At 59.9% G+C, this 25,050-nt stretch carries 23 protein-coding genes and 2 pseudogenes; 14 read left to right on the plus strand and 11 right to left on the minus strand.

Annotated features, from left to right (window positions below; translation table 11 throughout):
• Positions 1–14: 14 nt before the first annotated feature.
• The gene (gene fbp, locus NW806_RS07490; RefSeq protein ID WP_414410664.1) at positions 15–1,013 is read right to left on the minus strand and encodes a class 1 fructose-bisphosphatase; all 999 of its coding nucleotides are present in this window, start codon (positions 1,011–1,013) and stop codon (positions 15–17) included.
• Positions 1,014–1,269: 256 nt separating this feature from the next.
• On the opposite strand from fbp, the gene ilvD reads away from it, so the two are divergent.
• On the plus strand, positions 1,270–2,967 hold the full coding sequence (ilvD, locus tag NW806_RS07495) for a dihydroxy-acid dehydratase (RefSeq protein ID WP_414410610.1): 1,698 nt from the start codon (positions 1,270–1,272) through the stop codon (positions 2,965–2,967).
• Positions 2,968–3,103: 136 nt separating this feature from the next.
• Here the strand turns inward: ilvD and NW806_RS07500 are convergent, their stop codons facing one another.
• Positions 3,104–5,149 (minus strand): PhoX family protein, encoded by a 2,046-nt coding sequence (locus NW806_RS07500; RefSeq protein ID WP_414410611.1) that lies wholly within the window; start codon positions 5,147–5,149, stop codon positions 3,104–3,106.
• Positions 5,150–5,393: 244 nt separating this feature from the next.
• Here NW806_RS07500 and NW806_RS07505 point away from each other — a divergent pair.
• Positions 5,394–6,146 (plus strand): annotated as a pseudogene (locus tag NW806_RS07505) (dihydroxy-acid dehydratase); the annotation flags it as partial.
• A 47-nt stretch (positions 6,147–6,193) separates the two neighbouring features.
• On the opposite strand, the gene NW806_RS07510 reads toward NW806_RS07505, so the two are convergent.
• The gene (locus NW806_RS07510; protein WP_414410612.1) at positions 6,194–6,601 is read right to left on the minus strand and encodes an ArsR/SmtB family transcription factor; all 408 of its coding nucleotides are present in this window, start codon (positions 6,599–6,601) and stop codon (positions 6,194–6,196) included.
• Between the two features lie 108 nt (positions 6,602–6,709).
• Here NW806_RS07510 and NW806_RS07515 point away from each other — a divergent pair, with 108 nt between their 5' ends.
• The 4 genes and pseudogenes from NW806_RS07515 to NW806_RS07530 all read left to right on the plus strand — a co-directional run bounded on the left by NW806_RS07515 (position 6,710) and on the right by NW806_RS07530 (position 10,375).
• Positions 6,710–7,426, plus strand: a complete 717-nt coding sequence (locus tag NW806_RS07515; RefSeq protein ID WP_414410665.1) for an MBL fold metallo-hydrolase — start codon at positions 6,710–6,712, stop codon at positions 7,424–7,426.
• Between the two features lie 97 nt (positions 7,427–7,523).
• Positions 7,524–7,850 (plus strand): annotated as a pseudogene (locus NW806_RS07520) (DUF29 domain-containing protein); the annotation flags it as partial.
• A 159-nt stretch (positions 7,851–8,009) separates the two neighbouring features.
• Entirely contained in the window at positions 8,010–8,591 is a 582-nt protein-coding gene (locus tag NW806_RS07525; RefSeq protein ID WP_414410666.1) for a rhodanese-like domain-containing protein, read from the plus strand.
• Between the two features lie 65 nt (positions 8,592–8,656).
• A complete protein-coding gene (locus NW806_RS07530; protein ID WP_414410613.1) occupies positions 8,657–10,375 on the plus strand; it encodes a SulP family inorganic anion transporter in 1,719 nt (572 codons plus the stop codon).
• On the opposite strand, the gene NW806_RS07535 is transcribed toward NW806_RS07530, so the two are convergent.
• Positions 10,350–11,606 (minus strand): hypothetical protein, encoded by a 1,257-nt coding sequence (locus NW806_RS07535; RefSeq protein ID WP_414410614.1) that lies wholly within the window; start codon positions 11,604–11,606, stop codon positions 10,350–10,352. The two genes, NW806_RS07530 and NW806_RS07535, sit on opposite strands and share 26 nt — an antisense overlap.
• A gap of 189 nt (positions 11,607–11,795) precedes the next feature.
• Here NW806_RS07535 and trxA point away from each other — a divergent pair, with 189 nt between their 5' ends.
• Together trxA and lipB are read left to right on the plus strand one after the other, a co-directional pair.
• A complete protein-coding gene (gene trxA / locus NW806_RS07540) occupies positions 11,796–12,128 on the plus strand; it encodes a thioredoxin (RefSeq protein WP_414394061.1) in 333 nt (110 codons plus the stop codon).
• Positions 12,129–12,207: 79 nt separating this feature from the next.
• Positions 12,208–12,924, plus strand: a complete 717-nt coding sequence (lipB, locus tag NW806_RS07545; protein ID WP_414410615.1) for a lipoyl(octanoyl) transferase LipB — start codon at positions 12,208–12,210, stop codon at positions 12,922–12,924.
• A gap of 14 nt (positions 12,925–12,938) precedes the next feature.
• Here the strand turns inward: lipB and NW806_RS07550 are convergent, their stop codons facing one another.
• Both NW806_RS07550 and NW806_RS07555 read right to left on the minus strand, forming a co-directional pair.
• Positions 12,939–13,457, minus strand: a complete 519-nt coding sequence (locus NW806_RS07550) for a tetratricopeptide repeat protein (RefSeq protein ID WP_414410616.1) — start codon at positions 13,455–13,457, stop codon at positions 12,939–12,941.
• 42 nt (positions 13,458–13,499) lie between these two features.
• Positions 13,500–14,081 (minus strand): Uma2 family endonuclease, encoded by a 582-nt coding sequence (locus NW806_RS07555; protein WP_414410617.1) that lies wholly within the window; start codon positions 14,079–14,081, stop codon positions 13,500–13,502.
• A 148-nt stretch (positions 14,082–14,229) separates the two neighbouring features.
• Here NW806_RS07555 and purB point away from each other — a divergent pair, with 148 nt between their 5' ends.
• The 3 genes from purB to NW806_RS07570 all read left to right on the plus strand — a co-directional run bounded on the left by purB (position 14,230) and on the right by NW806_RS07570 (position 17,969).
• Positions 14,230–15,525 (plus strand): adenylosuccinate lyase, encoded by a 1,296-nt coding sequence (gene purB, locus NW806_RS07560; protein ID WP_414394053.1) that lies wholly within the window; start codon positions 14,230–14,232, stop codon positions 15,523–15,525.
• A 9-nt stretch (positions 15,526–15,534) separates the two neighbouring features.
• Positions 15,535–16,515, plus strand: a complete 981-nt coding sequence (locus tag NW806_RS07565; protein ID WP_414410618.1) for an aspartate carbamoyltransferase catalytic subunit — start codon at positions 15,535–15,537, stop codon at positions 16,513–16,515.
• An 86-nt stretch (positions 16,516–16,601) separates the two neighbouring features.
• The gene (locus tag NW806_RS07570; protein WP_414410619.1) at positions 16,602–17,969 is read left to right on the plus strand and encodes an FAD-binding oxidoreductase; all 1,368 of its coding nucleotides are present in this window, start codon (positions 16,602–16,604) and stop codon (positions 17,967–17,969) included.
• Here NW806_RS07570 and NW806_RS07575 read toward each other — a convergent pair.
• Genes NW806_RS07575 through eda form a run of 3 tightly spaced genes read right to left on the minus strand, consistent with a single transcriptional unit; the run spans position 17,966 to position 19,613 of the window.
• Positions 17,966–18,409 carry a diacylglycerol kinase family protein gene (locus tag NW806_RS07575; RefSeq protein WP_414394048.1) on the minus strand — a complete coding sequence of 148 codons (444 nt, stop codon included), beginning with the start codon at positions 18,407–18,409 and terminating at the stop codon, positions 17,966–17,968. The genes NW806_RS07570 and NW806_RS07575 overlap by 4 nt on opposite strands.
• 37 nt (positions 18,410–18,446) lie before the next feature.
• Complete coding sequence (ybeY, locus tag NW806_RS07580; protein WP_414394046.1) at positions 18,447–18,953, minus strand: rRNA maturation RNase YbeY; 507 nt, start codon at positions 18,951–18,953, stop codon at positions 18,447–18,449.
• 27 nt (positions 18,954–18,980) lie between these two features.
• Positions 18,981–19,613: a bifunctional 4-hydroxy-2-oxoglutarate aldolase/2-dehydro-3-deoxy-phosphogluconate aldolase gene (gene eda, locus NW806_RS07585; protein ID WP_414410620.1), complete on the minus strand. Its 633-nt coding sequence runs from the start codon at positions 19,611–19,613 to the stop codon at positions 18,981–18,983.
• 301 nt (positions 19,614–19,914) lie between these two features.
• Between eda and NW806_RS07590 the strand changes: the two genes are divergently transcribed.
• Positions 19,915–21,009 (plus strand): murein hydrolase activator EnvC family protein, encoded by a 1,095-nt coding sequence (locus NW806_RS07590; protein ID WP_414410621.1) that lies wholly within the window; start codon positions 19,915–19,917, stop codon positions 21,007–21,009.
• On the opposite strand, the gene NW806_RS07595 is transcribed toward NW806_RS07590, so the two are convergent.
• Positions 21,000–21,650: an ABC transporter ATP-binding protein gene (locus NW806_RS07595; protein WP_414410622.1), complete on the minus strand. Its 651-nt coding sequence runs from the start codon at positions 21,648–21,650 to the stop codon at positions 21,000–21,002. The two genes, NW806_RS07590 and NW806_RS07595, sit on opposite strands and share 10 nt — an antisense overlap.
• Positions 21,651–21,677: 27 nt before the next feature.
• Entirely contained in the window at positions 21,678–21,926 is a 249-nt protein-coding gene (locus NW806_RS07600; protein WP_414410623.1) for a hypothetical protein, read from the minus strand.
• 148 nt (positions 21,927–22,074) lie between these two features.
• On the opposite strand from NW806_RS07600, the gene NW806_RS07605 reads away from it, so the two are divergent.
• On the plus strand, positions 22,075–22,605 hold the full coding sequence (locus tag NW806_RS07605) for a low molecular weight protein-tyrosine-phosphatase (protein ID WP_414404904.1): 531 nt from the start codon (positions 22,075–22,077) through the stop codon (positions 22,603–22,605).
• A 121-nt stretch (positions 22,606–22,726) separates the two neighbouring features.
• Positions 22,727–24,970, plus strand: coding sequence for a 5-methyltetrahydropteroyltriglutamate--homocysteine S-methyltransferase (gene metE / locus NW806_RS07610; protein ID WP_414410624.1), 2,244 nt, complete (start codon positions 22,727–22,729; stop codon positions 24,968–24,970).
• Positions 24,971–25,050: the final 80 nt, after the last annotated feature.

The following is a 25,050-nucleotide window of genomic DNA, read 5'->3' on the forward strand; positions in this document are numbered from 1 at the left end:
TAGGGAGAGAGGAGCTAGGGCTGCAGAGAACCTTCCAGACAGCGCAGCACCTCTTCCACGTTCTCGCGGCTGCCAATGATGAGGGGCACCCGTTGGTGGAGAGAGTGGGGCACGATGTCCAGGATGGCCTCGGTGCCAGTGGTAGCCACGCCTCCTGCCTGCTCGGCCAAAAACGCCAGCGGGTTGGCCTCGTACATCAGCCGCAGCTTGCCCTCGGGTTTCTTCTGGGTACCGGGATAGAGATACACCCCTCCCTGCAACAGGATGCGGTGAAAATCCGCCACCAGAGCGCCGCTGTAGCGGGAGGTATAGCTACCTTGGCGATGGGCGTAGCGGATGAAGTTTTGGATCCCCTCGCTCCACTGGCAGAAGTAGCCCTCGTTGAGGCTGTAGACGGAGCCACGTTCGGGAATGCGGATGTCGCTTTGGGAGAGGATGAACTCGCCCAAGCTGGGATCCAGCGTAAAGCTATGTACCCCCTTGCCGACGGAATAGACCAGTTGGGTGCTGGGGCCGTAGAGGATATAGCCAGCAGCCAGTTGCCGGCGGCCCGGCTGGAGGAGATCTTGGTGGTCAGCCTCAGGGCGATCCTCCAGGGGCTGAAGGACAGAGAAAATGGAGCCAACGCTGAGGTTGGCCTCGATATTGGAGGAGCCATCTAGGGGATCGACAAGCAGCGCCAAGCGGCTGAGGGAGCAGTTTTCCGGCAGGCGGGCCGGCGTTTTCAGCTCTTCTGATACCAGCCGGCACACCAGGCCGGTCTGCTCCAAAGCGCGGATGAAGGCCCGGTTGGCGTAGTCGTCCATCCGCTGCTGCTCTTCCCCCTGCACATTGACGCTGCCGGTTACCCCCAGCGTCCCCTCGATCAGCCCTGCCTGGCTGAGGCGGCGGGCGATCATCTTGCCGGCCAGAGCAATGCGGTTCATCAGGGCGCTGAAGTCTTGGGCCTCAGGGGTAAAGCCGCTAAACTGCTGCAGCACATGCCGGGAGAGGGTGAGCACATCCCGCGCCATCTCGCGTTCGGCGCTGCTGGGCACTACGGGCGGAGAAGAACTGACCACCATAATCGCAGGCTTCCTCAGGATTCTTACTAGCTAGGCTGGCCAATCCCGACAGCGAGAGCCGAGAACTTACAGGGTTGCTTTAGATTTGGCCTGCCGGCAGGGTTCTCGTTCGGCTTGCCTGGCGAAAAACCGAGTAGGATAGGTTCTACTTGTTTTTTTTGAATTGGATCCCAGCGCGGGCTTATTGTCCCGCTCTTTACCTATGATGGCCAACCCTCCTTTTCCGCTGCGCAGCCAAGTGGTCACCCAGGGGGTGCAGCGCTCTCCCAACCGCGCCATGCTCAGGGCCGTGGGCTTCCGTGATGAGGACTTCGGCAAGCCCATCGTCGGCATTGCCAACGCCCACAGCACCATCACTCCCTGCAACATCGGCATCCAAACCCTGGCCGAGCGCGCTGAAGCTGCCCTCAGGGCCGCCGGCTGCATGCCTCAGGTCTTCGGCACCATCACCATCAGCGACGGCATTTCCATGGGTACGGAGGGGATGAAATACTCCTTGGTGTCGCGGGAGGTGATCGCCGATTCTATCGAGACGGTGGTCAACGGCCAGAGCATGGATGGTCTCTTGGCCATCGGCGGCTGCGACAAAAACATGCCGGGGGCGATGATCGCCATGGCCCGTCTCAACGTGCCCGCCATCTTCGTCTACGGCGGCACCATCAAGCCGGGGCATTACAACGGCCGCGACCTCACCATTGTCAGCGCCTTTGAAGCAGTAGGGGAGTACAGTGCTGGCCGCATCTCTGAGGAAGAGCTGCTGGCAGTCGAGCGCCACGCCTGCCCCGGTGCCGGATCCTGCGGCGGCATGTACACGGCCAACACCATGTCCAGCGCCTTTGAGGCTATGGGCATGAGCCTGCCCTATTCCTCCACCATGGCGGCAGAGGACGAAGAGAAGGCCGAAAGCGCCGCTCAATCGGCCAAAGTCTTGGCCGAAGCCATCAAAGCTAATATCCGGCCGCGGGACATCATCACCCGCCAGAGCATCGAGAACGCCATTTCGGTCATCATGGCCGTAGGGGGATCCACCAACGCCGTGCTCCACTTCCTGGCCATTGCCCACGCCGCAGAGGTGCCCCTGACGCTGGATGACTTTGAGACCATCCGCGCCCGCGTGCCTGTTCTCTGTGACCTCAAGCCCTCGGGCCGGTTTGTAACCACTGATCTGCACCGGGCCGGCGGGATCCCGCAGGTGATGAAGATCCTGCTCAACCACGGCTTGCTGCACGGCGACTGCCTCACCATCTCTGGACAAACAATTGCCGAAGTCCTGCGGGACGTGCCGGACGAGCCCAGCCCAGATCAAGAGGTGATTCGCCCCTGGCATAGCCCCCTTTACCCCCAAGGGCACATAGCCATCCTCAAAGGCAACCTCGCGCCTGAAGGGGCAGTGGCCAAGATCAGCGGCGTCAAGAATCCGAAGATCACGGGGCCAGCGCGGGTCTTCAACTCGGAAGAGTCCTGTCTGGAGGCTATCCTCGCCGGCCAGATTCGACCGGGGGACGTAGTGGTGATCCGCTACGAGGGCCCTAAGGGCGGCCCTGGCATGCGGGAGATGCTCTCCCCTACTTCGGCCATCATCGGCGCTGGTCTAGGAGATAGCGTGGGGTTGATTACCGATGGCCGCTTCTCTGGCGGCACCTACGGCATGGTGGTGGGCCATGTGGCTCCTGAGGCCTACGTAGGCGGCCCCATTGCCCTGGTGGAGGAAGGGGATCTCATTACCATCGATGCCCCCGCTCGCCTGTTGCACCTGCATGTTAGTGAGGAAGAGCTGGCCCGCCGCCGCGCCCGCTGGGCTCCGCCCGAGCCCCGCTACAAACGGGGTGTTCTGGCCAAGTACGCCAAGCTGGTCTCCAGCAGCAGCCTGGGGGCGGTGACGGATTTGAACTTGTGGGATTAGGCCCTTCACCCCCGGCCCCTCTCCCTCAGGGAGAGGAGAGGTTTGAGTACGACTCTTGCAGGAACAGAGACAAGAAAGCGGCAGAGATGAAGGATCCCTGCCGCTGGGTTTTATGGGCTGACGGCCTCAGAGACAACTAGGTACCGATGATCCCGCCGTCATTTTTGGTGATCACCACCACCGCCGAGCGGGGGTAGAGATTGGGGTCGTAGTCTGGCCAGCGGGAATTGACCTTGCCGGCAGCAAAGTCGTCCGCGCTGGTGCTGGCGCCTGGGTGCTGCACGTTGATGAACATGGTGCGCTGATCGGGAGTGGTGACCACACCGGTGATCTCCTGCCCAATCGGCCCGGTTAAAAAGCGGCGAATTTCCCCTGTATCCGGATCGGCAGCCAACATTTGGTTGTTGCCAAAAGGCGCAAACTCCTCTTTGTTGAGATTGCTTTCGCTGGTGTCGGTCTGGATCCAGAGGCGACGGCTGGCGTCGAACCACAGCCCATCGGGAGAATTGAAGATGTTGTCTGCGTTGAGAGGCTGCCCTGACAGGGTACGGCTGTCGGCGGAGGGGCCGGCCAAGACAAAGATGTCCCACTCGAAGCGGGTGGACTGGGGACTGCCCATCTCTTTCCAGCGGATGATGTGGCCCCACTGGTTCTTGGGACGGGGGTTGGCGGCGTTCACCTGGTCTGGTTCCCGGCGGCTGTTGTTGGTCAGGGTGAAGTAGACCATGCGGGTCTTGGGATCCACCGCTCCCCATTCGGGCCGATCCATCTTGGTGGCGCCGACGAAATCCGCCGCCGTGCGGGTGTTCACCAACACGTCCGCCTGGCTGGTGAAGCCATTCTCGGGCGTGAGGCCGTTTTGCCCAAACACCAGCGGGATCCACTCCCCTGTGCCGTCTTCGTTGAACTTGGCCACGTAGAGGGTGCCTTTATCCAACAGGTGGCCACCTGCCGTCTCCTTGCGGTAGGGCTCGGCAGAGACGTACTTGTAGATGTACTCGAAGCGGGCATCGTCCCCCATGTAGAGCACAATCGGCTGCCCTTCCACCGGCGGCTGGAACACCACGCCCTCGTGGGCAAAGCGGCCCAGAGCCGTGCGCTTCTTGGGCGTGCTGCTGGGATCAAAGGGATCGATCTCCACCACCCAGCCGAAGGTGTTGGGCTCGTTGCGGTAGTCCTGGGTGGGATCGGCGCCCGTGGGGGTGGCGTTGAAGCGGATGAACTCGTCGGCTTTGTTGCTGGCCAGCTCCCAGCCGTAGCGGGAGGTCTCGGTGCTCACGCCGTAGCGCTTGTGCTCGCGGGGCAGGTTGGGCTTTTGATCCGGCCCTTTGCTGGTGTTGGTGAAGTAGCCGGCCCAGTTTTCTTCGCAGGTGAGGTAGGTGTTCCAGGGGGTAACGCCGTGGGCGCAGTTGTTCAAGGTGCCCCGCGTCATCGTGCCATCGGGGCTGAACTTGGTCTTGACGAAGTCAGATCCCCGCACAGGCCCGTGGATCTCCATGAGGGTGAGGCCGGTAATGCGGCGGTTGAGGCGATCCCGCACCACAGTCCAGTTGCCGTCCCCCTGCTGCTTGATGTGGACAATGCTCACCCCGTGGGCGTTCAGCTCTTTGAGTACTTGATCGGGATCGCGGCTGCCGTCGGGATTGACCGGATAGTCCTCGTCGTCAAACTTTTGCCCCTTGGCGGCAGCGTGCATGAAGCGCGGCTCCACATACTCGTGGTTGATCACCAACAAGCCCTCATCAGAGCGGCCCTGCCAGGGATCCTTCCCATCAATGGGGAAGAAGTGCATGCCGTCGTGGTGGCTGCCCACCTGCATCCCTTGCTCGGCGCCGGTGTTTTCCAGCTTGAACTGTGGGTAGGTGCCGGTGATGGGGGTACCCCAGGCCAGCAGCGGTCGAGCCGTGTAGCCTTCGGGCACCACCACTTTGTCTTCTGCACTCACGGGGATCGCCTTGAAGCCCAGCAAGGAGCTGCCGCTGGCCGCTTTGGCAGATTTGGAAGCGCCGTTTAGCGCCGGCAGGCCGAAAAAGGTGGCCACTGCCGCCGCAATGCCGCCCTGCAGCACTTGGCGCCGCTGCAGGCGGGTTTCCAGAATGCTGCTGAAGGTAGGGTTGGGCGAATGATTGCACAGAGGCTCGTCCCCATGACGGAGCCGGGGGCCATGCGGATTGCTATTCACTTTGGTTCTCCTCTTCTCTTGTCTTGTCGGTCTTCTAGAAGCTAGATGTTTTACAAAAAACATCTATTCCCCGCGTGACTGTTTTCACGCATAAGGATAGGCACTACAAAACTAGTGGCTCGAAGTTAAGGAGAGACCAAGCCCAGGTTAAGCCTTGCCGATTTGGAGAATTTCTTTAGATCGACGTAACAATTTTTTTTTAACGATTTGTTGCGATGAGGCAGGGCATTGCTGCGGCTGCCTGTCAGGATCTTTTGATCTGCACCGGGCCGGCGGGATCCCGCAGGTGATGAAGATCCTGCTCAACCACGGCTTGCTGCACGGCGACTGCCTCACCATCTCTGGACAAACAATTGCCGAAGTCCTGCGGGACGTGCCGGACGAGCCCAGCCCAGATCAAGAGGTGATTCGCCCCTGGCATAGCCCCCTTTACCCCCAAGGGCACATAGCCATCCTCAAAGGCAACCTCGCGCCTGAAGGGGCAGTGGCCAAGATCAGCGGCGTCAAGAATCCGAAGATCACGGGGCCAGCGCGGGTCTTCAACTCGGAAGAGTCCTGTCTGGAGGCTATCCTCGCCGGCCAGATTCGACCGGGGGACGTAGTGGTGATCCGCTACGAGGGCCCTAAGGGCGGCCCTGGCATGCGGGAGATGCTCTCCCCTACTTCGGCCATCATCGGCGCTGGTCTAGGAGATAGCGTGGGGTTGATTACCGATGGCCGCTTCTCTGGCGGCACCTACGGCATGGTGGTGGGCCATGTGGCCCCTGAGGCCTATGTAGGCGGCCCCATTGCCCTCGTGGAAGAAGGGGATTTGATCACCATCGATGCCCCTGCTCGCCTCCTCCACCTGCATGTCAGCGAAGAGGAGCTGGCCAGCCGCCGCGCCCGCTGGGTTCCGCCCGAGCCCCGCTACAAACGAGGTATTCTGGCCAAGTATGCCAAGCTGGTCTCCAGCAGCAGCCTGGGGGCGGTGACCGATCTGAACTTGTGGGATTAGACGAGAGGGGAGTTCGGGCTGCTGGGCTTTCTCCTGGCACTACCCCCTCAAGAGCTCTCGCTGCTCAGCCTGCTGGAGTGAAGGGCCGCCAGCGGCTCCCATTGCTGGGCTTGCTGCTTAAGCCGCTTAATCAACTGCTTGCACACCACCTCGCACAGCTCAAAACAGACGGGATCTGCAATTTGGTAGTAGACACTCACGCCCTTGGGCTCGCGGCTGACGATCCCTGCCTGCGCCAGGATCTTGAGATGTTTGGAAACGTTGGCCTGGCCCATGCCAGTGGCCTCTAGGATTTGGGTGACGTTCTTGGGCCCCGAGCGCAACTGACACAGGATCTGCAGGCGGCTGGGCTCCGCCAAAACCTTGAAGTACTCCGCCACGCTGGTCAGCACTTCTGGCGTCAGGGTCAACTGGCGCTCGTCTTTGCCGCCTTTCGCGAGCTCGTCCCCATCCATAGACCGTCTTGAGGGCTGTGCTGGCTTGATTTTAACACTAAATGGTTATATAGTGTTTCCAGAGGCCCAAATTGCGTTCAGGTCTTTGCCAACAGACAGAAGGGTAACATTCTATTTCGCCAACTGTTCGACGCCGAGACGAGCACTTACACCTACTTAGTTGCAGACCCAAACACCCGCGAGGCCGCGCTGGTGGATCCCGTATTGGAGCAGGTGGAGCGGGACTTGAAGTTAATTCGAGAGCTGGGTCTGACGTTGAAGTACTGTCTCGAGACCCACGTTCACGCCGACCACATCACCGGCACGGGCAAGCTGCGCGAGTTGACCGGCTGCCAAGGGGTGGTGCCAGTCCAGGCCAAAGCCCAATGTGCCGACCGCTTCATTGGCCATGGGGAAACGCTGCAGGTGGGATCCATCACCATCGAGGCCATCGCCACCCTGGGCCACACCGACAGCCACATGAGCTATCGCGTCCATGGGGATCGCATTCTCACCGGAGACTCCTTGCTCATTCGCGGCTGTGGGCGCACGGATTTCCAAAGTGGGGATCCTGGCCTGATGTACGACCACGTTACGCAGCACCTGTTTACCCTGCCAGACGAGACGCTGGTCTATCCCGGCCACGACTACCGTGGGCACACCGTCTCCACCATTGGCGAAGAGAAGCGCTGGAACCCCCGCTTTGTGGATCTACAGACGGGCAAGCTGCGTTCGCGGGAGAGCTTCATCGCCTTGATGAACAGCCTCAACCTGCCTCAGCCCAAGAAGATCCAGGAAGCCCTGCCCGCCAACGAGCAGTGCGGCCAAGTGGCAGCCGCGGTTTAGTGGGGCAAACCCTCTTGGGTGGGAGAGCCTGGCTGTAAAGCCTGCGGGGCTAGCTAGACTTCTCCGAGCTGGCGGGTCAGAAGGGGGAGGGTTGAGAGTGGATCCAGAAAGTCTCTATGAGAAGGATTTCTATGCTTGGACTCAGCAACAAGCTCAATTTCTGAGGAAGCGGGCTTGGGAGAAGCTAGACCTGCCCCATTTGATTGAGGAGATGGAATCGTTGGGCAGGCAACAGCGGCAAGAGCTGCGCAACCAGCTGGGGGTTTTGGTGGGGCACCTCCTGAAATGGGAGTATCAGCCGCAGGCTAGATCGGTAAGCTGGCTTCTTACCCTACAGGTGCAGCGACAGGAGGTTCTAGATCTGCTGGAGGAAAACCCAAGCTTGAGGCCCTATTTGCCGGAGGCCATCTCCAAGTCTTACCTGAGGGCGCTCCAGCTAGCCCTGGAAAGACCAAGCTGCCCAGAAAGACTTTTCCCAAGACGTGTCCTTACGCTCCCGAGCAAATCCTGGATAGCCAGTTTTACCCTGGCGAGCCCAGCAGGTTGCTTGAGGAAGAAGGTTAGTTACCCGAGGAGGAAACCAATGACTGTAGCCCGACAAAATCCTACGCCTTCCGCTCAGCAGGAACGGGATCCCCGTCTCAAGGAGATCGACGCCCTGACCTTAAAGCAGTGGCTGGATCAAGGGCGGGTACAGCTCATCGATGTGCGGGAGCCGGCAGAGTACCATGACGAGCGGATCCCGGGGGCGATCAACATGCCTCTATCTACCTTTGACCCGGCCAGGGTGCCGGCCTCGACGCCGGAAAAACCGGTAGTGTTGCAGTGTCGCATGGGCAGTCGCTCCATCCGCGCTGCCTGTCAGTTGCTAGACCACGGCTGGCCGGAGGTGCTTAGTCTAAAAGGCGGGATTGAGGCTTGGAAGGCTGCCAAGCTGCCCACCACCCGCACCCGCAACGCGCCCATTTCGCTAATGCGGCAGGTGCAAATTGCGGCGGGATCCCTGGTGCTCACCGGAACCTTGCTAGGAGCCTTTGTCCATCCGGCCTGGCTGGTGTTGAGCGGCTTTGTGGGAGCTGGGCTGGTGTTTGCCGGGATCACCAACACCTGTGGTCTGGCGCTGCTTTTGGCCCGCATGCCCTGGAACCGAGGTCAGGCCCTATGAGCGGGATCCCTTCCTCTTCCAGACAGGGAATCCCGGCGCGCTACCTGCCCTTTACCAGGGATTCCTTGTGGTGGCTTCGGTATCGGCCAGAGGATCTGCCAGGGGATCTCATTGCCGGACTGGTTACAGCCACTCTCCTAGTGCCCCAGAGCATGGCCTATGCGCTGCTGGCCGGGCTGCCTCCCCAGACAGGTCTCTACGCTGCTATCCTGCCGGTCATCGCCTACGGCTTTCTAGGATCCAGCCGGGCTTTGTCGGTGGGGCCGGTGGCCATCATCTCCTTGCTGGTGGCATCGGGCTTGGAGCCGCTGGCTGAGCCGAGCAGCCCGGAGTATGGCCGGTTGGCGCTGGGCTTGGCTCTAGAAGCGGGCCTGATCCAGGTAGGGGTAGGGCTACTGCGGCTGGGGTTTTTGGCCAATTTCTTGAGCCGCTCGGTGGTAACGGCCTTTGGCAGCGCCGCAGCCCTAATCATCGCCTTCAGCCAGCTCCGCCATCTGTTGGGGGTGAAGATCGCCAACACCGAGTCCTTCTGGCTGCTGCTGCAACGGCTTTGGCAGAGCCTGGAGGGGGTAAACTGGGTCACTCTGGGGCTGGGGCTGTTGGCCATCACCCTCTTGGTGTACGCCCAGCAGAAGCTCCCCGCTCAACTGCGCCGCCGGGGGATCCCACCCCTCTGGGGCCTACTTCTCACCAAGGGCGCGCCGCTGGGAGCCGTCTTCCTGACCACGCTGCTGGTGTGGGGGTTGAACCTCTCGGAAAGAGCAGGAGTGGCGGTGGTGGGATCCATTCCGGCGGGTTTGCCCCCCCTGACCTTCCCTTGGCTGAGCTGGCCAGAGTGGCGAGCTTTGCTGCCCACAGCCTTGGCCATTAGCTTGGTGGGCTTTACAGAAAGCTATGCGGTAGGTCAGTCGCTGGCCAGCCAGCGGCGGCAGAAAGTGGATCCCAACCAGGATCTGGTGGCCCTGGGGGTGGCCAACCTGGCCGCAGCCGCAAGTGGTGGCTACCCGGTAACGGGTGGGATCAGCCGCTCAGTAGTTAACTTTCAGGCCGGGGCCAACAGCGGCCTGGCTTCGGTGGTGACGGGATCCCTGATAGCCCTGGCGGTGAGCTGGCTGATGCCTCTGTTTACCTTCCTGCCCCAGACGACCCTAGCAGCTATTGTGCTGGTGGCAGTGCTGGGACTGGTGGATTTTCACCCCTTGCTGCAGAGCTGGCGCTACGACCGCGGCGATGCCTTGGTTTGGTTGGTTACCTTTGCCAGTGTGCTGGGGATCGGGGTGGAGCCGGGGATTGGGCTGGGAGTGCTGGTGTCTATCCTCCTCTTCCTCTGGCGGGCCAGCCGTCCCCACATCGCCATTGTCGGCCAGGTGCCTGGCACCGAGCACTACCGCAACGTGCTGCGCCATGAGGTGATTACCGATCCGCGCATCCTGGCAGTGCGGGTGGATGAAAGCCTGTTTTTTGCCAACGCCGCCTACCTGCAGGAGTATCTGCTGCAAGAGGTGGCAGCGCGGCCAGCAGTGGAACAGGTGCTGCTGGTGGCCAGCGCCATTAACTTCATCGACGGCAGCGCTTTGGAGGTGCTGACTCGGTTGGTGGAACGTCTGCGCCAAATGGGGGTGGGCTTTGCCCTGGCCGAGGTGAAGGGGCCGGTGATGGATCGCCTCAAAATGGCGGGGTTTGTGGAGAAAGTGGGCGCCGAGCGCTTCTTCTTGTCCACCCACCAGGCGATGCAGGCTCTCAAATCCCAGGTGACCTCTATGCCGGCAGCCGCTTCCGGATGAGCACAATCGGCGTTTGCTCTGCCGCATTGCCCGCCGGGTTCTTGCGCAGAGCCTGCTCCACCAGCTCCCGCTCCACACCTAGGCTGGCCGCCAAGACGTTGACTTCGCCCAGGTCGTTGGCATCCACAATGGCCACCTCGTAGCCGGTCTGGGCGTGGAGCTCGGCCACCAGCTTGGCTGGATCCCGTGGTCCCAAGACAATGAACTGGTCATAGGGGGGCAAGGTGCCGGTGACATCGTCGATGAGATCCGCCTGCTCCCCCGCCAGGGCATAGAACACCCCTGGGATCCCCAGCAGCTTAGCCAGGGATCCCGCCACAAAGGCCCCCAGTACTCGCCAGGTCCCCGAACAGTCAATGAGCGTCTGCATCCCGTAGCAGCTTGAGAGGCTGGTCTTGGAGGGGAAGAAGTAGCACAGGGTGCGAGCCAGCCAGCCGGGCTGCACCTGCAGGGGATGGCGAAAGTTGCCCTGCACAATGGCTACAGCACTCTCGGAAAGGGCCACGACATCGCCGGGTTGGAAGTGGGGGCCCACGTAGCGCCGCAACACCTCAGCCAGGTCATCGCTGGGGGTGAGCAGATGGGTGGGAATGGCAGCCCAACTCACCGGCCCCTGCTGCTGCCAGCACAGCTCCGGTAAGGGATTCACTTCCTGCAGCGGCAAGATGAGGTGGCTAGTCTTGAGGGTACGCCGCTGCCGCCCGTACTGGACGTAGTCCAGCTCCAGCCAGGCCGAGCGCAAATCTGCCAGTCCTTCCCCCCCTAGTTCAATCTCGACTTCTAGGCCAGTCTGGCTTTGGGGGGTGACGATGTAAGCCTGCCAGTAGTTGTCTTGGCGAGGAGGCAAGTCGGGGTGACGGGAGCGGAGGCGAATTTGGGTATGGATCCCCTCGACGGAGCTGGTGCTGAGCAGATGCAGTCGCGGCTCCACCTGGGCCAAGGTGACCTCAAAAAGGGGGTTGAGATTGCGGGCCACGAAGTCAGCCTGGATGAGCCAGCGGTCGGGGCTGAGGCGGTTGAGGCGCCAGCTCTGCGGCTCCACCACCAAGCAGTCGGCAGGGCGGGTTCTTAGCCAGTACAGCAACGTCCCCCCGCTCAAGAGCAGGCCGGCCGCCACCTGGATCCAGGCCGAGGGATCCCACAGCCAACGCCAGATCCCCCAGAAGCTCAAGAGCATCCCACCCAGTACCCCGGCCACCACACCTCGGCTCACTATCCGGATTGTTGCCATCGGGATCCCACTCCTTCGTTAAGCCCTGCTAAAGCCTCTCCCTTCCTTCAAGTTCGCTCCCTAGACTACAGGTACCGGCCAAGCCCTAGCCCTCCTACCGGGAAACCGAAAGCAAGCTGTAGCAGAATCTCTACCCACATTTCCATCTCAAACACTTAGACTGCAAATAGGTTGCATTCTTTGGTTGCCATGGCCCAGAAACAGTGGTTCAAAAGCTTTGACGACATGATCCAGGGATCCAAAACTCCCATTCTGGTGGATTTTTACGCCACCTGGTGTGGTCCCTGTCAGGTAATGGCGCAGGTGTTGGAGCAGGTGAAGCCCCAGGTGGGGGACGCCATTGCTTTCGTGAAGGTAGATATAGACAAGTACCCCAACATTGCCGCTCGCTGGGGGATCTACGCCGTGCCGACCCTAATCTTGTTCAAGGACGGGAGGCCGGTTGACCGCATCGAGGGACTGCTGCAGCCTCGCGCCTTGGTGGAGCGGTTGCGGGCGCAGGTCAATCTGTCGGTAGGCTAGGTCCCGGCCGACGGCTACTTCCTGGATAGGCAGCGGGGGCGGCACTAGGTCTTTGCCAGGGCTTGAGGGCTATTTGGGTGTGCCAGTTCTACACGTCCACCTGCCGGGAGAGGTGCCCTACCGCAAAGCCTGGGCTTGGCAGCAGACCAGACTGACCCAGATGATCCGCAATCCCCAGCTACCGGATGGGCTACTGTTGCTTACCCACCCGCCGGTGTACACCCTGGGGGCAGGGGCTGATCCCAAGTTTCTCAAAAGCCTCCCTGGACAGATAGGATCTCCGGACACTCAGCCAGAGTCCCCTGCTACTGGAGGGCCGGAAATCCTGCGGGTGGAGCGGGGCGGCGAAGTGACCTACCACGGGCCAGGGCAGTGGGTGGGGTATGCAATCCTCAACCTCAAACGCCACTGTCTGGATATCCACTGGTACCTACGCCAACTGGAGCAGGTGGTCATCGAGACTGTGGCTTACTTTGGCTTGAGGGGGGAGCGGATCCCTGGCCTAACGGGGGTTTGGGTGGAAGGGCACAAAGTGGCCGCCATTGGCATCAAGGTCTCCCGCTGGATCACCTACCACGGCTTTGCCCTCAACGTCTGTCCAGATCTAGCTGCCTTCGAGGCCATCGTGCCCTGTGGGATCCCTGACCGACCTGTGGGATCCCTGGTGCAGTTTTGTCCGGAGGTGACGATGGCTGCTGTGGCCCCAGTGCTGGTGAAGTCTTTTTGTGAAGTCTTCGGGCTGCAGGCCCAGGCAGTTTCCCTAGAGGAGTGGCTGGGGGGCAAGGAAGAAAGCTGAACTTAGCCGGTTGCTTACTCTACCCCCAATTGGCGCAGCAGTTGCTGAATGATGGTTTGATCGGCAAAGGTGCCGCTTTTGGAAAAGAGAACCAACGCCTGGCGAAAGTCGGCCATAGCGGCCTCTCGCTTCCCCATTTGCAGGTGGGCTATGCCACGGCTGAAGTAGGCTTCCGGGATCCCCGGATCCAACTGGATGGCCCGCTCGGCATCGGTCAGAGCTTCTTGGGGCTGGCGCAAGGAGTTGTAAACGTAGCTGCGGTTCACGTAGGCCGGCGCATAGGTGGGATCCAACTGCACTGCTCGATCCAGATCTGCCAAAGCCGCCACCGGATCCCCCCGTAACAACTTGAGGGATCCCTGCCAGTTGAACTCAGAAGCCGTTTTGGGGCCTGAAGTACTCTCAGCAGGAGTTGGCAAAGAGAGGGCAGGGGCAGCAGCCAAGAATGCTGTTAGGAAACTGATCAGGGCCACCCTTCCCAATCGACGCTTCATTGGCTCTGCACTGCTGAGGATCCCAAGCCACTCCAGCATAAACTGTCTGCAAGAGGGGCAACTCTTGAACCTCAATTGGACTTAAAAGGAAAGCTTCTGGAATAGATGAGAAACGGGTAGGGCAAATCCTGGAATGACTTCTTCACCCTCGAGAAGATCTACCGATTTGAGGAGACGATCGGGCTCTTCAGAGCTGCGATACACCAGGATGTAGTGCTCAATGGGGTGGACGAGCCAAACCAGGCGGCTGCCATTTTCAAAGTACTCCACCAGCTTGTCATGAATTTCTTCGATTGTATTGCCGGAAGAGAGCACTTCAACAGCCAGATCGGGGGCACCCTCTAAAAATCCTATGGGCAGTTCGGTCATGCCCTGCAAGCGTTCTTTGGCAAAAAAAGAAATGTCAGGGGAGCGCCAATTGCCACTCTTCATCTTAAAAGCAGTGCTGGAATCTAAAACGACTCCCAGCTTCTTGGACAAAACGTAGGGGGCTAAAGCCGCTAATAGGAGACTGCAGACATAACCATGGAGTGCCCCTGCACTTCCCATATCAATTGGCTTTCCATCAACAACTTCATAGCGATGCCCCTCTTTGGACAACGCCATGAAAGCTTCCGCTGTCCAAGATCTTCCTTCCTGCGATAGCGCAGCTCCAAGGGTCATCTGCAAACTCCCTGTTGCTTCTAGGTCAATTTCCCGCTCTTAAACAGTCTGGCGGCAGCGTAGGTCAAAGCTGCGGGGATAACTCAAGCGGGGAGGCCAAACGCTAGAATAGCTTGGCTTATCCTATCGTACTGACGGGAAAGGCACCTTGATCGAGCGCTACACTCTGCCGGAAATGGGCCAGATCTGGTCCACCGCCCACAAGCTCCAAACCTGGCTGCAGGTAGAACTGGCCGTTTGTGAAGCCCAGGCGGAGCTGGGGCGGATCCCTCAAGAGGCCCTGCAGGAGATCAAAGCCAAAGCCGCCTTTGACCCAGCACGGGTTTTGGAAATTGAGGCGGAAGTGAAGCACGACGTCATCGCCTTCTTGACCAATCTCAACGAGCACGTGGGTGAGGCGGGACGTTACATCCACCTAGGCCTGACCAGCTCGGATGTGTTGGATACAGCCCTGGCCCTGCAGCTAGTGGCCTCTGTGGAGCTCCTGCAAGCTCGCCTAGCGGATCTCATCGCTGCGCTGCGTGAGCAAGCTCGGCAACACCGCTACACCCTCATGATTGGCCGCACCCACGGCGTCCATGCTGAGCCCATCACCTTTGGCTTCAAGCTGGCCGGCTGGCTGGCCGAGTGCCTGCGCCATCAGGAGCGCCTGGCGCGCCTGCGGGAAGTGGTGGCCGTGGGAAAGATCTCTGGGGCTGTGGGCACCTACGCCAATGTGCCCCCCCAGGTGGAGCAGTTGGCCTGCGCCCGCTTGGGCCTCAAGCCGGATACGGTCTCAACCCAGGTGATCTCGCGGGATCGCCACGCCGAGTATGTGCAGACTTTGGCCTTGATTGGGTCTTCCCTGGAGCGCTTTGCCACCGAGATCCGCCACCTGCAGAGGACGGAGGTGTTGGAGGCCGAAGAGTACTTTGCCCCCGGCCAAAAAGGCTCCTCCGCCATGCCTCACAAGCGCAACCCCATCAAAGCCGAACAACTGACAGGGATCGCCCGACTGCTAAGGGGGTACGCCCTCTCGGCCCTAGAAAACATCCCCCTCTGGCACGAGCGGGACATCTCCCACAGCTCGGTGGAGCGGGTAATCCTGCCCGATGCTTCCATTCTCTGCCACTATCTGCTGGTCAACATGGCGGATCTGGTGCGCCACCTGCAGGTTTACCCTGCCAACATGGAGCGCAACCTCACCCTCTACGGCGGTGTTGTCTTCAGCCAGCAGGTGCTTTTGGCTTTAGTGGAAAAGGGCTTGAGCCGTGAGGAAGCCTACCGTCTTGTCCAAGAGAATGCTCACCGCGCCTGGAACCAGCCTGGCGGGGATTTCCGCGCCAATCTGCTGGCAGATCCCCGGGTGATGGCCCACCTAAGCGAGGCGGAGTTGCAGGCCTGCTTTGACCCGCAGCGGCACCTTACCCACCTAGACGAGATCTTTGCCCGCCTAGGCATTTGAGGATCCCCTATGGTTTGGCAGCGGCAGCACGTTTTGGGCCTGGCGGATTTTACTCCGGAAGAATACCAGATCGTTTTGCAAACCGCCGCCAGCTTTCAGGAAGTGTTGACCCGGCGGCTGCCCAAGGTGCCCACCCTGCAGGGAAAGGTGGTAGTGACGCTGTTTTTCGAGCCTTCCACCCGCACCCGCAGCAGCTTTGAGCTGGCGGCCAAGCGCCTGTCAGCCGATGTGCTCAACTTTTCCCCCGGCACCTCTTCCCTGGCCAAGGGGGAAACCATTCTGGATACAGTTCGCACCTTCTTGGCCATGGGCTCCGACGTGCTCATCGTCCGCCACGCCCAGGCCGGGGTGCCGCAGCAGTTGGCCGCCGAGATCGACCGGCGCGGATCCCATACGGGGGTGTTGAATGCGGGGGACGGCCTGCACGAACACCCCACTCAAGGGCTGCTGGATTTGTTTACCCTCTGTAGCCATCTGGATCCCCAGCGGCCTCGCCTCGAGCTGCTCCAGGGGGTGAAAGTGGCCATTGTCGGCGACATCCTCCACTCGCGGGTGGCTCGCTCCAACATCTACGCCCTGGTGGCTGCTGGCGCAGACGTCCACCTGGCCGGCCCACCTACCCTGCTGCCGAAAGACTTTGCTCAGTTTGTACCCGGCCATACCCTGCCAGTGCACTGGCAGGTGGAGCCAGCCCTGGAAGGAGCCCGCTTTGTCATTGCCCTGCGCTTGCAGCAAGAGCGGATGAGCGAATTCCTCCTCCCCAGCTTGCAGGAATACCACCACCTTTTCGGCCTCACCCGGCAGCGGCTGCGCCTGTGCCACCCAGAAGTAAGGGTCTTACACCCCGGTCCGGTTAACCGCGGCGTCGAACTCAGTTCTGAGGTGATGGAGGACCCCGACCTCAACCTCATCGAGCGGCAGGTTGCCCACGGCGTGGCGGTGCGCATGGCGCTGCTGTACCTGATGGGGGGCGGGCGGATCCCGGCCTAGAGCCCAGCTCTACCGCTAGTCTGGCTTGCTGGCGGCTCCTTGTTGGTAATGATGGGATCAAGACCTTACCCCTAGAGAGGATCCCTATGACCATTGTCGCCGCTGAAAAGCTGCAGGGCTTGCTCTCGGAGCTGGCCGACATTGAAACCATTACTGATCCGTCAGAAGTGGCCAAGTTGTCCCTGGACTTTTACCACTACAGCCCTGTGCTCAGCCGGCAGTTGAGCGACAAGCGAGGGGATGTGGTGGTGCGCCCAGCAAACGAACAAGAGGTCAAGCGAGTGGCAGCAGCCTGTGCCAAGTGGCGGCTTCCTCTCACCGTACGGGGGGCGGGCACTGGCAACTACGGCCAGTGCATTCCCCTAGCTGGCGGCGTGATCCTAGAGATGAGCAAGCTCACTCAGGTGATCTGGGCCAAGCCGGGGCTAGCGCGGGTGCAGGCAGGGATCAAGCTGGCTGCCATTGACAAACACACCCGCGAGATGGGTTGGGAGATCCGCATGGCTCCTTCCACCTACCGCACAGCCACCATCGGCGGCTTCATTGCCGGGGGCAGCGGCGGCATTGGCTCCGTTACCTACGGCCAACTGCTGGATCGAGGAAACATTCTAGGACTGCGGGTGGTGACGGTGGAGGAAGAGCCGCGGACTCTGGAGCTGCGGGGAGACGACGTGTTCAAAGTCAGCCACGCCTGGGGCCTCACCGGGATCATCACCGAGGTGGAGATCCCCCTGGCGCCGGCTTACCCGTGGGCAGAGCTGATTGTAGCCTTCCCTCCTGAGGGGGGGTTTATGCCCTGCGCCCGGTTTGGCCAGGCTCTAGCCGCTGCCGATGGCATCCTAAAAAAACTCATCAGCCTGCATGCTTGGCCGATCCCCAGCTATTTCGCGCCGCTACGGGGTTATTTGCCGGAGGGATCTGCGGTAGCCCTGTTGATGGTGGCCGAATGCAGCCTGGAGCCGCTGCTAGAGCTCATCCGGGAGCATGGCGGCCAGGTGGTCTACAACAAAACGGCCCAGGAGGCCGCCAAAGGGATCTCGCTGGGGGAATTTTCCTGGAACCACACCACTCTGCACTGCCGCAGTGTGGATCCCAATTTGACCTATCTGCAGTCGATTTTCCCGCCTGACCGGGAGCTGAAGCTGGTGCAGCATCTGTACGAGCACTTTGGCGACGAAGTGCTGATGCACTTGGAAATGATTCGCCTTGGCGGACAGGCCACCCCCGTGGGTCTCCAAATTGTCCGCTTTACCACCGAAGAGCGGCTCAACGAGATCATGCGCTACCACGAGGCCCAGGGAGTGTTCATCGCCAACCCCCACACCTTCATCCTCGAAGAGGGAGGCCGCAAGGTGATGGATCCGCGCCAGGTCCGTTTCAAAGAAGAGGTGGATCCCTATGGGCTGCTCAACCCGGGCAAGACGCGCACCTGGCAAGGCCGAGCCTCTGCTTAAAAGGGGGAAGGCAGATGCTGGGGCAATAGCAGCAGCAAGGGCGGGAGAAACAGCCAAGCTGCCACCGCCACAGAAGCCAGCGCTGCCACCAACACTGCCCCAGCAGCACAGTCTTTGGCAACTTCTGCCAGCAGGTGATAGCGACTGCCCAAGGTGAGATCCACCACTGCTTCTAGGGCAGTATTCACCAGCTCGAGAGCCATCACCAGCCCACTGGTCAGGCTGATCAAGGCCATCTCCACGGCGCTCAACCGCAGGGCCAGGCCCAAGCCAAAGGCCAACACCGCTGCCAGGAGGTGGATGCGAAAGTTGCGCTGGGTGCGAACGGCGTACAGCAAGCCCCTGCCCGCATAGTAAAAACTCTTGCCCAGGTTGGTGGCCACGCACCAAGAAAGGGGGCGCCGCCAGGGATCCTCCCTTGGAGACTCAACCGGGGCCATAGAATCATCTGCCCAGCGCAGGGGCGAGGGAAAGCGACTAGGGCTGTCGGCCATGAGCCACCTCCAAATCTTCTTGGATGGCAGCAAGCAGGTTTTGCTGTTGCTGCAGCATGCGCTGTAGGGAAAGTTCATCGGGGTGATCCCACCCCAGAAGATGCAGCAGCCCGTGACTGGCCAGCCAGGCCAGCTCGTGGGACAGTGAGTGTCCTTGCGCCTTGGCCTGGGCGCAGGCGGTAGGCACAGAAATCACAATATCCCCCAGTAGACGCACTCCTGTTAGCTTCTGCACCTCCACAGGAGCAGCCATTTCCTCAGCGGCAAAGGCCAGCACATCAGTGGGGGCGTCGATGTGACGAAACTCGCGGTTGAGCTGGCGAATGCGTTCGTCGGAAGTAAGGCAGAGGCTGAGTTCGCAGGGATCCGTCACCCCCAGCTTACCCAACCAAACCTCAAACCAACGTCGCCAAGTGGCCTCCTCAATGGGGCTGGGGACCTGCAGCTCCAGGTACAGATCCAGAAACCCCTCCATGCAGCTCTCGCTCACACCATGCCCCCTATTCTACTGGCTTGCTCAAGTTAAGCTCGGCTTGGGAGCTGGGGCTGCCTTTCTCTGTTCGACAAGCTGCGCCAGCGCTTGCCGTAGCCGATTTTCCAACCTCTGTTGGCTATCGTTAAACAACTCCGCCGGGAACAGATCCCCAGCAAGGCCGACGGCCCAGGCCCCTGCCCGCAAGTACTCCGCAGCATTGGCTAGGGTAACCCCGCCGGTTGGGATCAAAGGCAGGGATCCCAGCACTGGCTGGAGGTGGCGCAAGTAGCGGGGCCCTCCCAGGCTTTCTGCTGGAAACACCTTCACTGCCGCTGCCCCTGCTTGCCAAGCTCTCCAGATCTCGCTGGGGGTGAGCGCACCGGCAACGATGGGCAGCCCCACCTCCTGGCCCCAGCAGATGAGGTTCTCGTCGGTGAAGGGGCAAACACAGAACTGGGCTCCTGCCTGCCAAGCTTGCTCTGCCATCTGCCGATTGAAGACACTGCCCACCCCTACCCAACACTGCGGGTGCTCCCGTCGCAGGTGGCTAACTAGCTGCAAATACTGGGGAACTTGCGTGGTGATTTCGATGTGGCGGATCCCGGCTCGGATGGCCAGAGTGGCCCCCGCCAGGGCTTGGGCGTAGCTGGCCAAGAGGCGAATCACGGCAATCAAGGGCTGCTGCCATAAGTCAAGTAGCCAGAGGTGCTGTGACCCATTCCTGAAACTGCGTTCAGAACTCTCGAAGGCCATCTTTTGCAGTTGCCCAGCTTAGGTTTACCACCATTTTCTGCACTGGAGCCCGGTTTTGCCTTACCAGCCAGTAGCCTGATAGGTCGCAAACGACCGCCCTTGGTATCTTTAGGGGCGGTAGCTGCTGAGAGTGGGGGGAGCGATGAGTCTCAGGAGGAAGGCAAGCAGCCTAAAGGCATGGGCAATTCTGGGGTTGCTGGCCCTCCTGCTGTGGGGAGGATGGATGAGGGTTGCTCCATCGCAGGCGCAGAGTGTCCACCAACTGCAACAGCGGCAGCAGCACATCCAACAGCAAATCCAGCGCACCCGGCGCCGTCTTGGGGAGCTGCGCCAAGCTGAAGAAGAAGCCCGCCGGCGCATGGGATCCCTGCAGCGAAACCTTCAACAGACCGAAGTTAGCCTGCGGGACAACCAATACCGGCTCGAGCAAGCCCAGAAAGGGCTAGAGCAAGCGCAGCAAGAGTTGCAAGAGCTGGAAGAGCGCCTGAGACGGCAGCAACGGGGTACGGCTGCCCGCTTACGCTACATGCAGCGGCAGGGAGCTGAACAGTGGTGGGCTTTGCTGCTCACCAGCCGTGACCTCAACGAGTTTTTTGACCGCCGCCACCAATTGCAACTGTTGATCGAGGCGGATCGGCAGTTAATCCAAAAGCTGCAGGCGATGGCCAAAGAGGTGGAGCAACAGCGCATTGCCCTGGAGGCGCAGCGCAACGAGATCTCCCTAATCCTGCAGGAGCTGGCGGCTCAGAAAAACCAACTGCAGCAGCAGGCTGACCTCCAAGAGCAGCTCATAAGCCGCTTGGCCAAAGAGCGTGCTGCCTACGAGGCAGCCCAACGGCGTCTGGAAGCCGACTCCCAACAGCTGACCCGTCTCATCCAATACCTGATCGCCCAACAGGCTCAGCAGCGAGGGGGCAGGGATCCTGTTCAGGGAACAGGCTGGCTGATCCCACCGGCGCACGGGCCGATCACCAGCGGCTTCGGCTGGCGGGTTCACCCCATCTACGGCATCCGCCGCTTCCACACCGGGATCGATTTTGGTGTGCCCACTGGCACCCCCGTGAGAGCGTCAGACCGAGGCACCGTCATCTACGCCGGCTGGTACGGCGGCTACGGCTACACGGTCATTGTCAACCACGGCGGCGGTATCACGACCCTCTACGCCCACAACAGCCGCATCACCGCAGGGGTAGGCCAAAAGGTTCAGCGCGGGCAAGTCATTGCTGCTTCCGGCTCCACTGGCCTTTCCACCGGCCCCCACGTTCACTTTGAGGTGCGAGTCAATGGCCAGCCGGTCGATCCCCGCCGCTATCTGTAGAGCAACGCCTCTGCCGGCAGGGGCTGCAGGGATCCCGCCTGCAAAAGCCAGCGCACATCGGCAATAGAAGACAGCTCCTCTGGGTCGTGGGAAACCACCAGCACCGTCCAAGTGGATTTCAGCCGGGCCAACAGCTCGATCACCTGCTGTCGCACCGACCAATCTAGCCCCGCTGTCGGCTCATCCAGCAGCAGCAACAGGGGGCCGCGAACAAGCTGCACCGCCAAGGCCAGGCGCCGCTGTTGCCCGCCACTGAGGCGGTTGGGGGAGCTCTGGAGAGGGATCCCTTCTAGTCCCACTTGTTTGAGGGCGTTCTCAACTTCCTTTGGGGTCAGCTCCGGGTGGCCAAAGCGCATTTCTTCCAGCACCGTCAGGCCACAGAAGTGCCGCTCGGGAAACTGAAACACCAGCCCTGCCAGGCTGCGCAGCTGCTGAGGAGAGAGCTCTGTTCCTCCCCAGGCAATCCGCCCGCGTGTGGGCCGCGCCAAGCCGGCCAAAATTTCCAGCAGGGTGCTTTTGCCAGCCCCACTTTTGCCCACAATCAGCCCCAACTGGTTCAAGCCCAGCTCAAAGGAGAGGTCGCGAAGAATCGGCTGGGGAAGGGCTGCCGGATGGTAGAAAAGGTGCTGCACCTGCAACATGGGCGCCTGAGCTGGAAGAGTTGAAGACTAAAGCCATTCTTCTAGGCGCCCAAGCTGCTCCCGGAAGCCATAGGTGAGTTCGCGGTACCACTCCCGCAGCTCAAATTGATCCACAGCCCGACGCAAAGCTTCTTGCGACCGCTCGATTGGGCGCAGGGCGGCAGGTGGGATCCCTTCTTGGGCAGCCCATTGTTCGAACAGAGCTAGCTCCGTTTGCAGGTAGAGAATAAGATTGGCCACATCCTGAGGATGGGGGTAGTGAGTGGCATCTGGCATAGAGGACTTAACCAGCGGAACTAGCTCCATTTTGGCCAAGAATCCACTCTGCTGCCGCCCAAACCCAGCAAGATTCGGGAGGAGGTTTTCTCCGCCCCTGCCTACTTCCGCGAGATAATACAAGGGAAAACGCTCACTGCTGTCACTCATGACCCAAAAGCTTTTGTTCGTGTGTCTGGGCAACATCTGCCGTTCTCCCGCTGCTGAGGGGATCACCAACTACTTGCTGCGCAGCAGCGGCTACGAAGAAGCCATCCTTTGTGACTCGGCAGGGACAGCCGCCTATCACATTGGCAGCCCACCGGATCGGCGCATGCGTCAGGTTGCCCAGCGCTACGGGCTAGAGCTGCAGGGCCGGGCCCGCCAAATCCATCCTCTGGATCTGCGGGAGTTCGACTTGATCCTGGCCATGGATCGGCAAAATTACCGAGATATCCTGAGCCTAGATCCCCAGAGGAAATACGCCGAGAAGGTGCGCCTAATCTGCAGCTACTGTCGTTCTCACACCGATGAAGAAGTTCCAGACCCGTACTATGGGGGCGAGGCTGGATTTCACTATGTCATCGAGCTACTTTGGGATGCCTGCAGCGGTCTCCTAGAGTCGCTAATCCCTGGGATCCAATGCCCGCCGTTGCCAACCCAGCCTTCCCAGCCTTCTGCATCCCCTCCTGCTGCATAGACAGGCCTGCTAGGTAAGCCCTAGAATAGTCGGTTAATGCCTAGAAGCTTCTCTACAACAACTAGCCCCTAGCAGAAAACTCTTTCCCAGCCGGAAGTGTACTTTTTGTAAGGGTGGAGCTATGACCTTTCCCACAGCAACTTTGGGTTACCCCCGAATTGGTAAAAATCGTGAGCTGAAGAAGGCGCTGGAGTCCTTTTGGAGTCAAAAATCTGACGCAACTAGTCTCCACCAAAGCCTGCAACAGGTGATGTTGGCCAACTGGCAAACCCAGAAAGATGCAGGTATTGACCATATCGGTATTGGAGACACTTCTCTCTATGACTTGGTTCTGGACTGGGTTGTATTTTTGGGACTGATCCCCAAGCGGTTTCGCCACTTGTCGGGTCTCGACCAGTACTTTGCCATGGCCCGAGGGAAAGAGAATATCCCGGCCCTGGAAATGACCAAGTGGTTTGATACCAACTACCATTACCTAGTGCCAGAGATCGATGAGGATACTCAACCTAAAGCGGATTTTTCTAGTTTCCTGGAAGTAGTTAACCAAGCACAAAGCCTTCTGGGACAAAGAGCTGTTCCCATCATTCTTAGCCCCGTAACCCTACTTTGCCTGAGTCGCCTCAAGGGAAGTTTGCAAGAGCATTTGCATCGTTTACTGCCCTTGTATGCTGAGTTGCTGAGGCAGCTCGCTGCGCGTGGCGTTACTGAAGTGCAGTTCCACGAGCCAATCTTAGTTACAAGCCGAGCAGAAGCCCTAAGAGAAGCAATTACAACTACGTATACCCAATTGGCCACTGCGGAGGTTCCAATTCACCTTGTAACCTATTTTGATGACTTGGGGAACACCTATCCCTGGGTTGTGGAATTGCCAGTGGCAGGCATTGGTCTAGATTTTACGCGGGGGAACAATTTAGAACTTCTGCAGACATATGGCTTTCCCCGGAGCAAGCAATTGGGCGTGGGTCTGGTTGATGCGCGCAACGTCTGGAAAATTCGTCCCCAGCGGGTGCTTTCTATCCTAGAGAGCATCCAAAAGGTTACCACCAATTTGCGAATTCAGCCTTCTGCGTCCTTGCAATTTGTGCCCTATGATGCCCGACGGGAAACCCACCTGCCCACTCCTCTGCGTCAAGTGCTGAGTTTTGCAGAACAGAAGCTAGAGGAAGTTGTCCTCCTGGCCCAGGGAGGTTCAGCAGCCCAAGAGCAACTGGCTGTCATTGAAGCCCAGTGGCAGGAATTTGCCCAGTTTAGCCCCCCAAATCCAACTGTACGGGAGCGAGTTCGCCAGATAACCCCCCAAAGCCTGGAGCGTGCTCTACCCTACGACCAACGCCGCCCTCTGCAGCCTCAACTGCCCTTTTTGCCCACCACCACCATTGGCTCGTTTCCCCAAACTGAGGAAGTACGACAACTGCGGGTCAAGCGCAAACGTGGCGAGATCACTCAGGCGGAGTACGAAGCAGCCATTGATGCGGAAATTGCCCGTTGCATCCGGTGGCAGGAGGAGGTGGGGCTAGACGTTTTGGTTCACGGGGAATTCGAGCGCACCGATATGGTGGAGTTTTTCGGGCAACAGCTAGAAGGCTTTGCCTTTACAGAACACGGCTGGGTGCAGAGCTACGGTAGCCGTTGCGTACGTCCACCCATTATCTATGGTGACGTGGCGCGCCGCCAGCCCATGACGGTGCGGGAGTTTCGTGTGGCCCAATCCCTGACTTCCAAAATTGTAAAAGGGATGTTAACAGGGCCCGTAACCCTATTGAACTGGTCTTTTGCACGGGACGATCTCCCAAGACGGGAGCAGGCAATGCAAATTGCTTTGGCATTGCGGGATGAGGTGGCTGACCTGGAGGCTGCAGGCGCCAAGATGGTGCAAATTGATGAGCCAGCCCTGCGGGAGGGTCTACCCCTAAAGCAAGAACGTTGGGATGAATACTTATCTTGGGCGGTAGACGCTTTTCGCTTGACTGCAGGCGTTGCTAAGCCGGAAACCCAAATTCACACTCACATGTGTTACTCAGAGTTTGGCGACATCATGCCCCACATTCAGCGCTTGGACGCAGATGTACTGTCCATTGAAAATAGCCGCAGCAACAACGAAACCCTGCGACAAATTGCGGAGGCAGGCTACCAACATCAAGTGGGGAATGGAGTTTACGACGTCCACAGCCCAGTAGTACCTACTGTAGAGCAGATTGTTCAACAACTGAAGACCGCTGTGGAGCTTCTGCCACTGCAGCAAATCTGGGTAAATCCTGACTGTGGACTGAAAACCCGCCGCTGGGAGGAGGTCATCCCTGCTTTGAAGAACATGGTGGCAGCAGCAAAAACGCTGCGGGAAGAAATCTCTTCCTCAGCCCAGTAAAACAACTTGCCGCCATAGAGAGGAGGCGGTGGTGGCAAGCTAGAGGGTTCTGCTACAGGCCACTACACCGCCTCTACTTT

This window comes from Synechococcus sp. W65.1 (genome assembly GCF_047461615.1).
Taxonomy (GTDB): domain Bacteria; phylum Cyanobacteriota; class Cyanobacteriia; order Thermostichales; family Thermostichaceae; genus Thermostichus.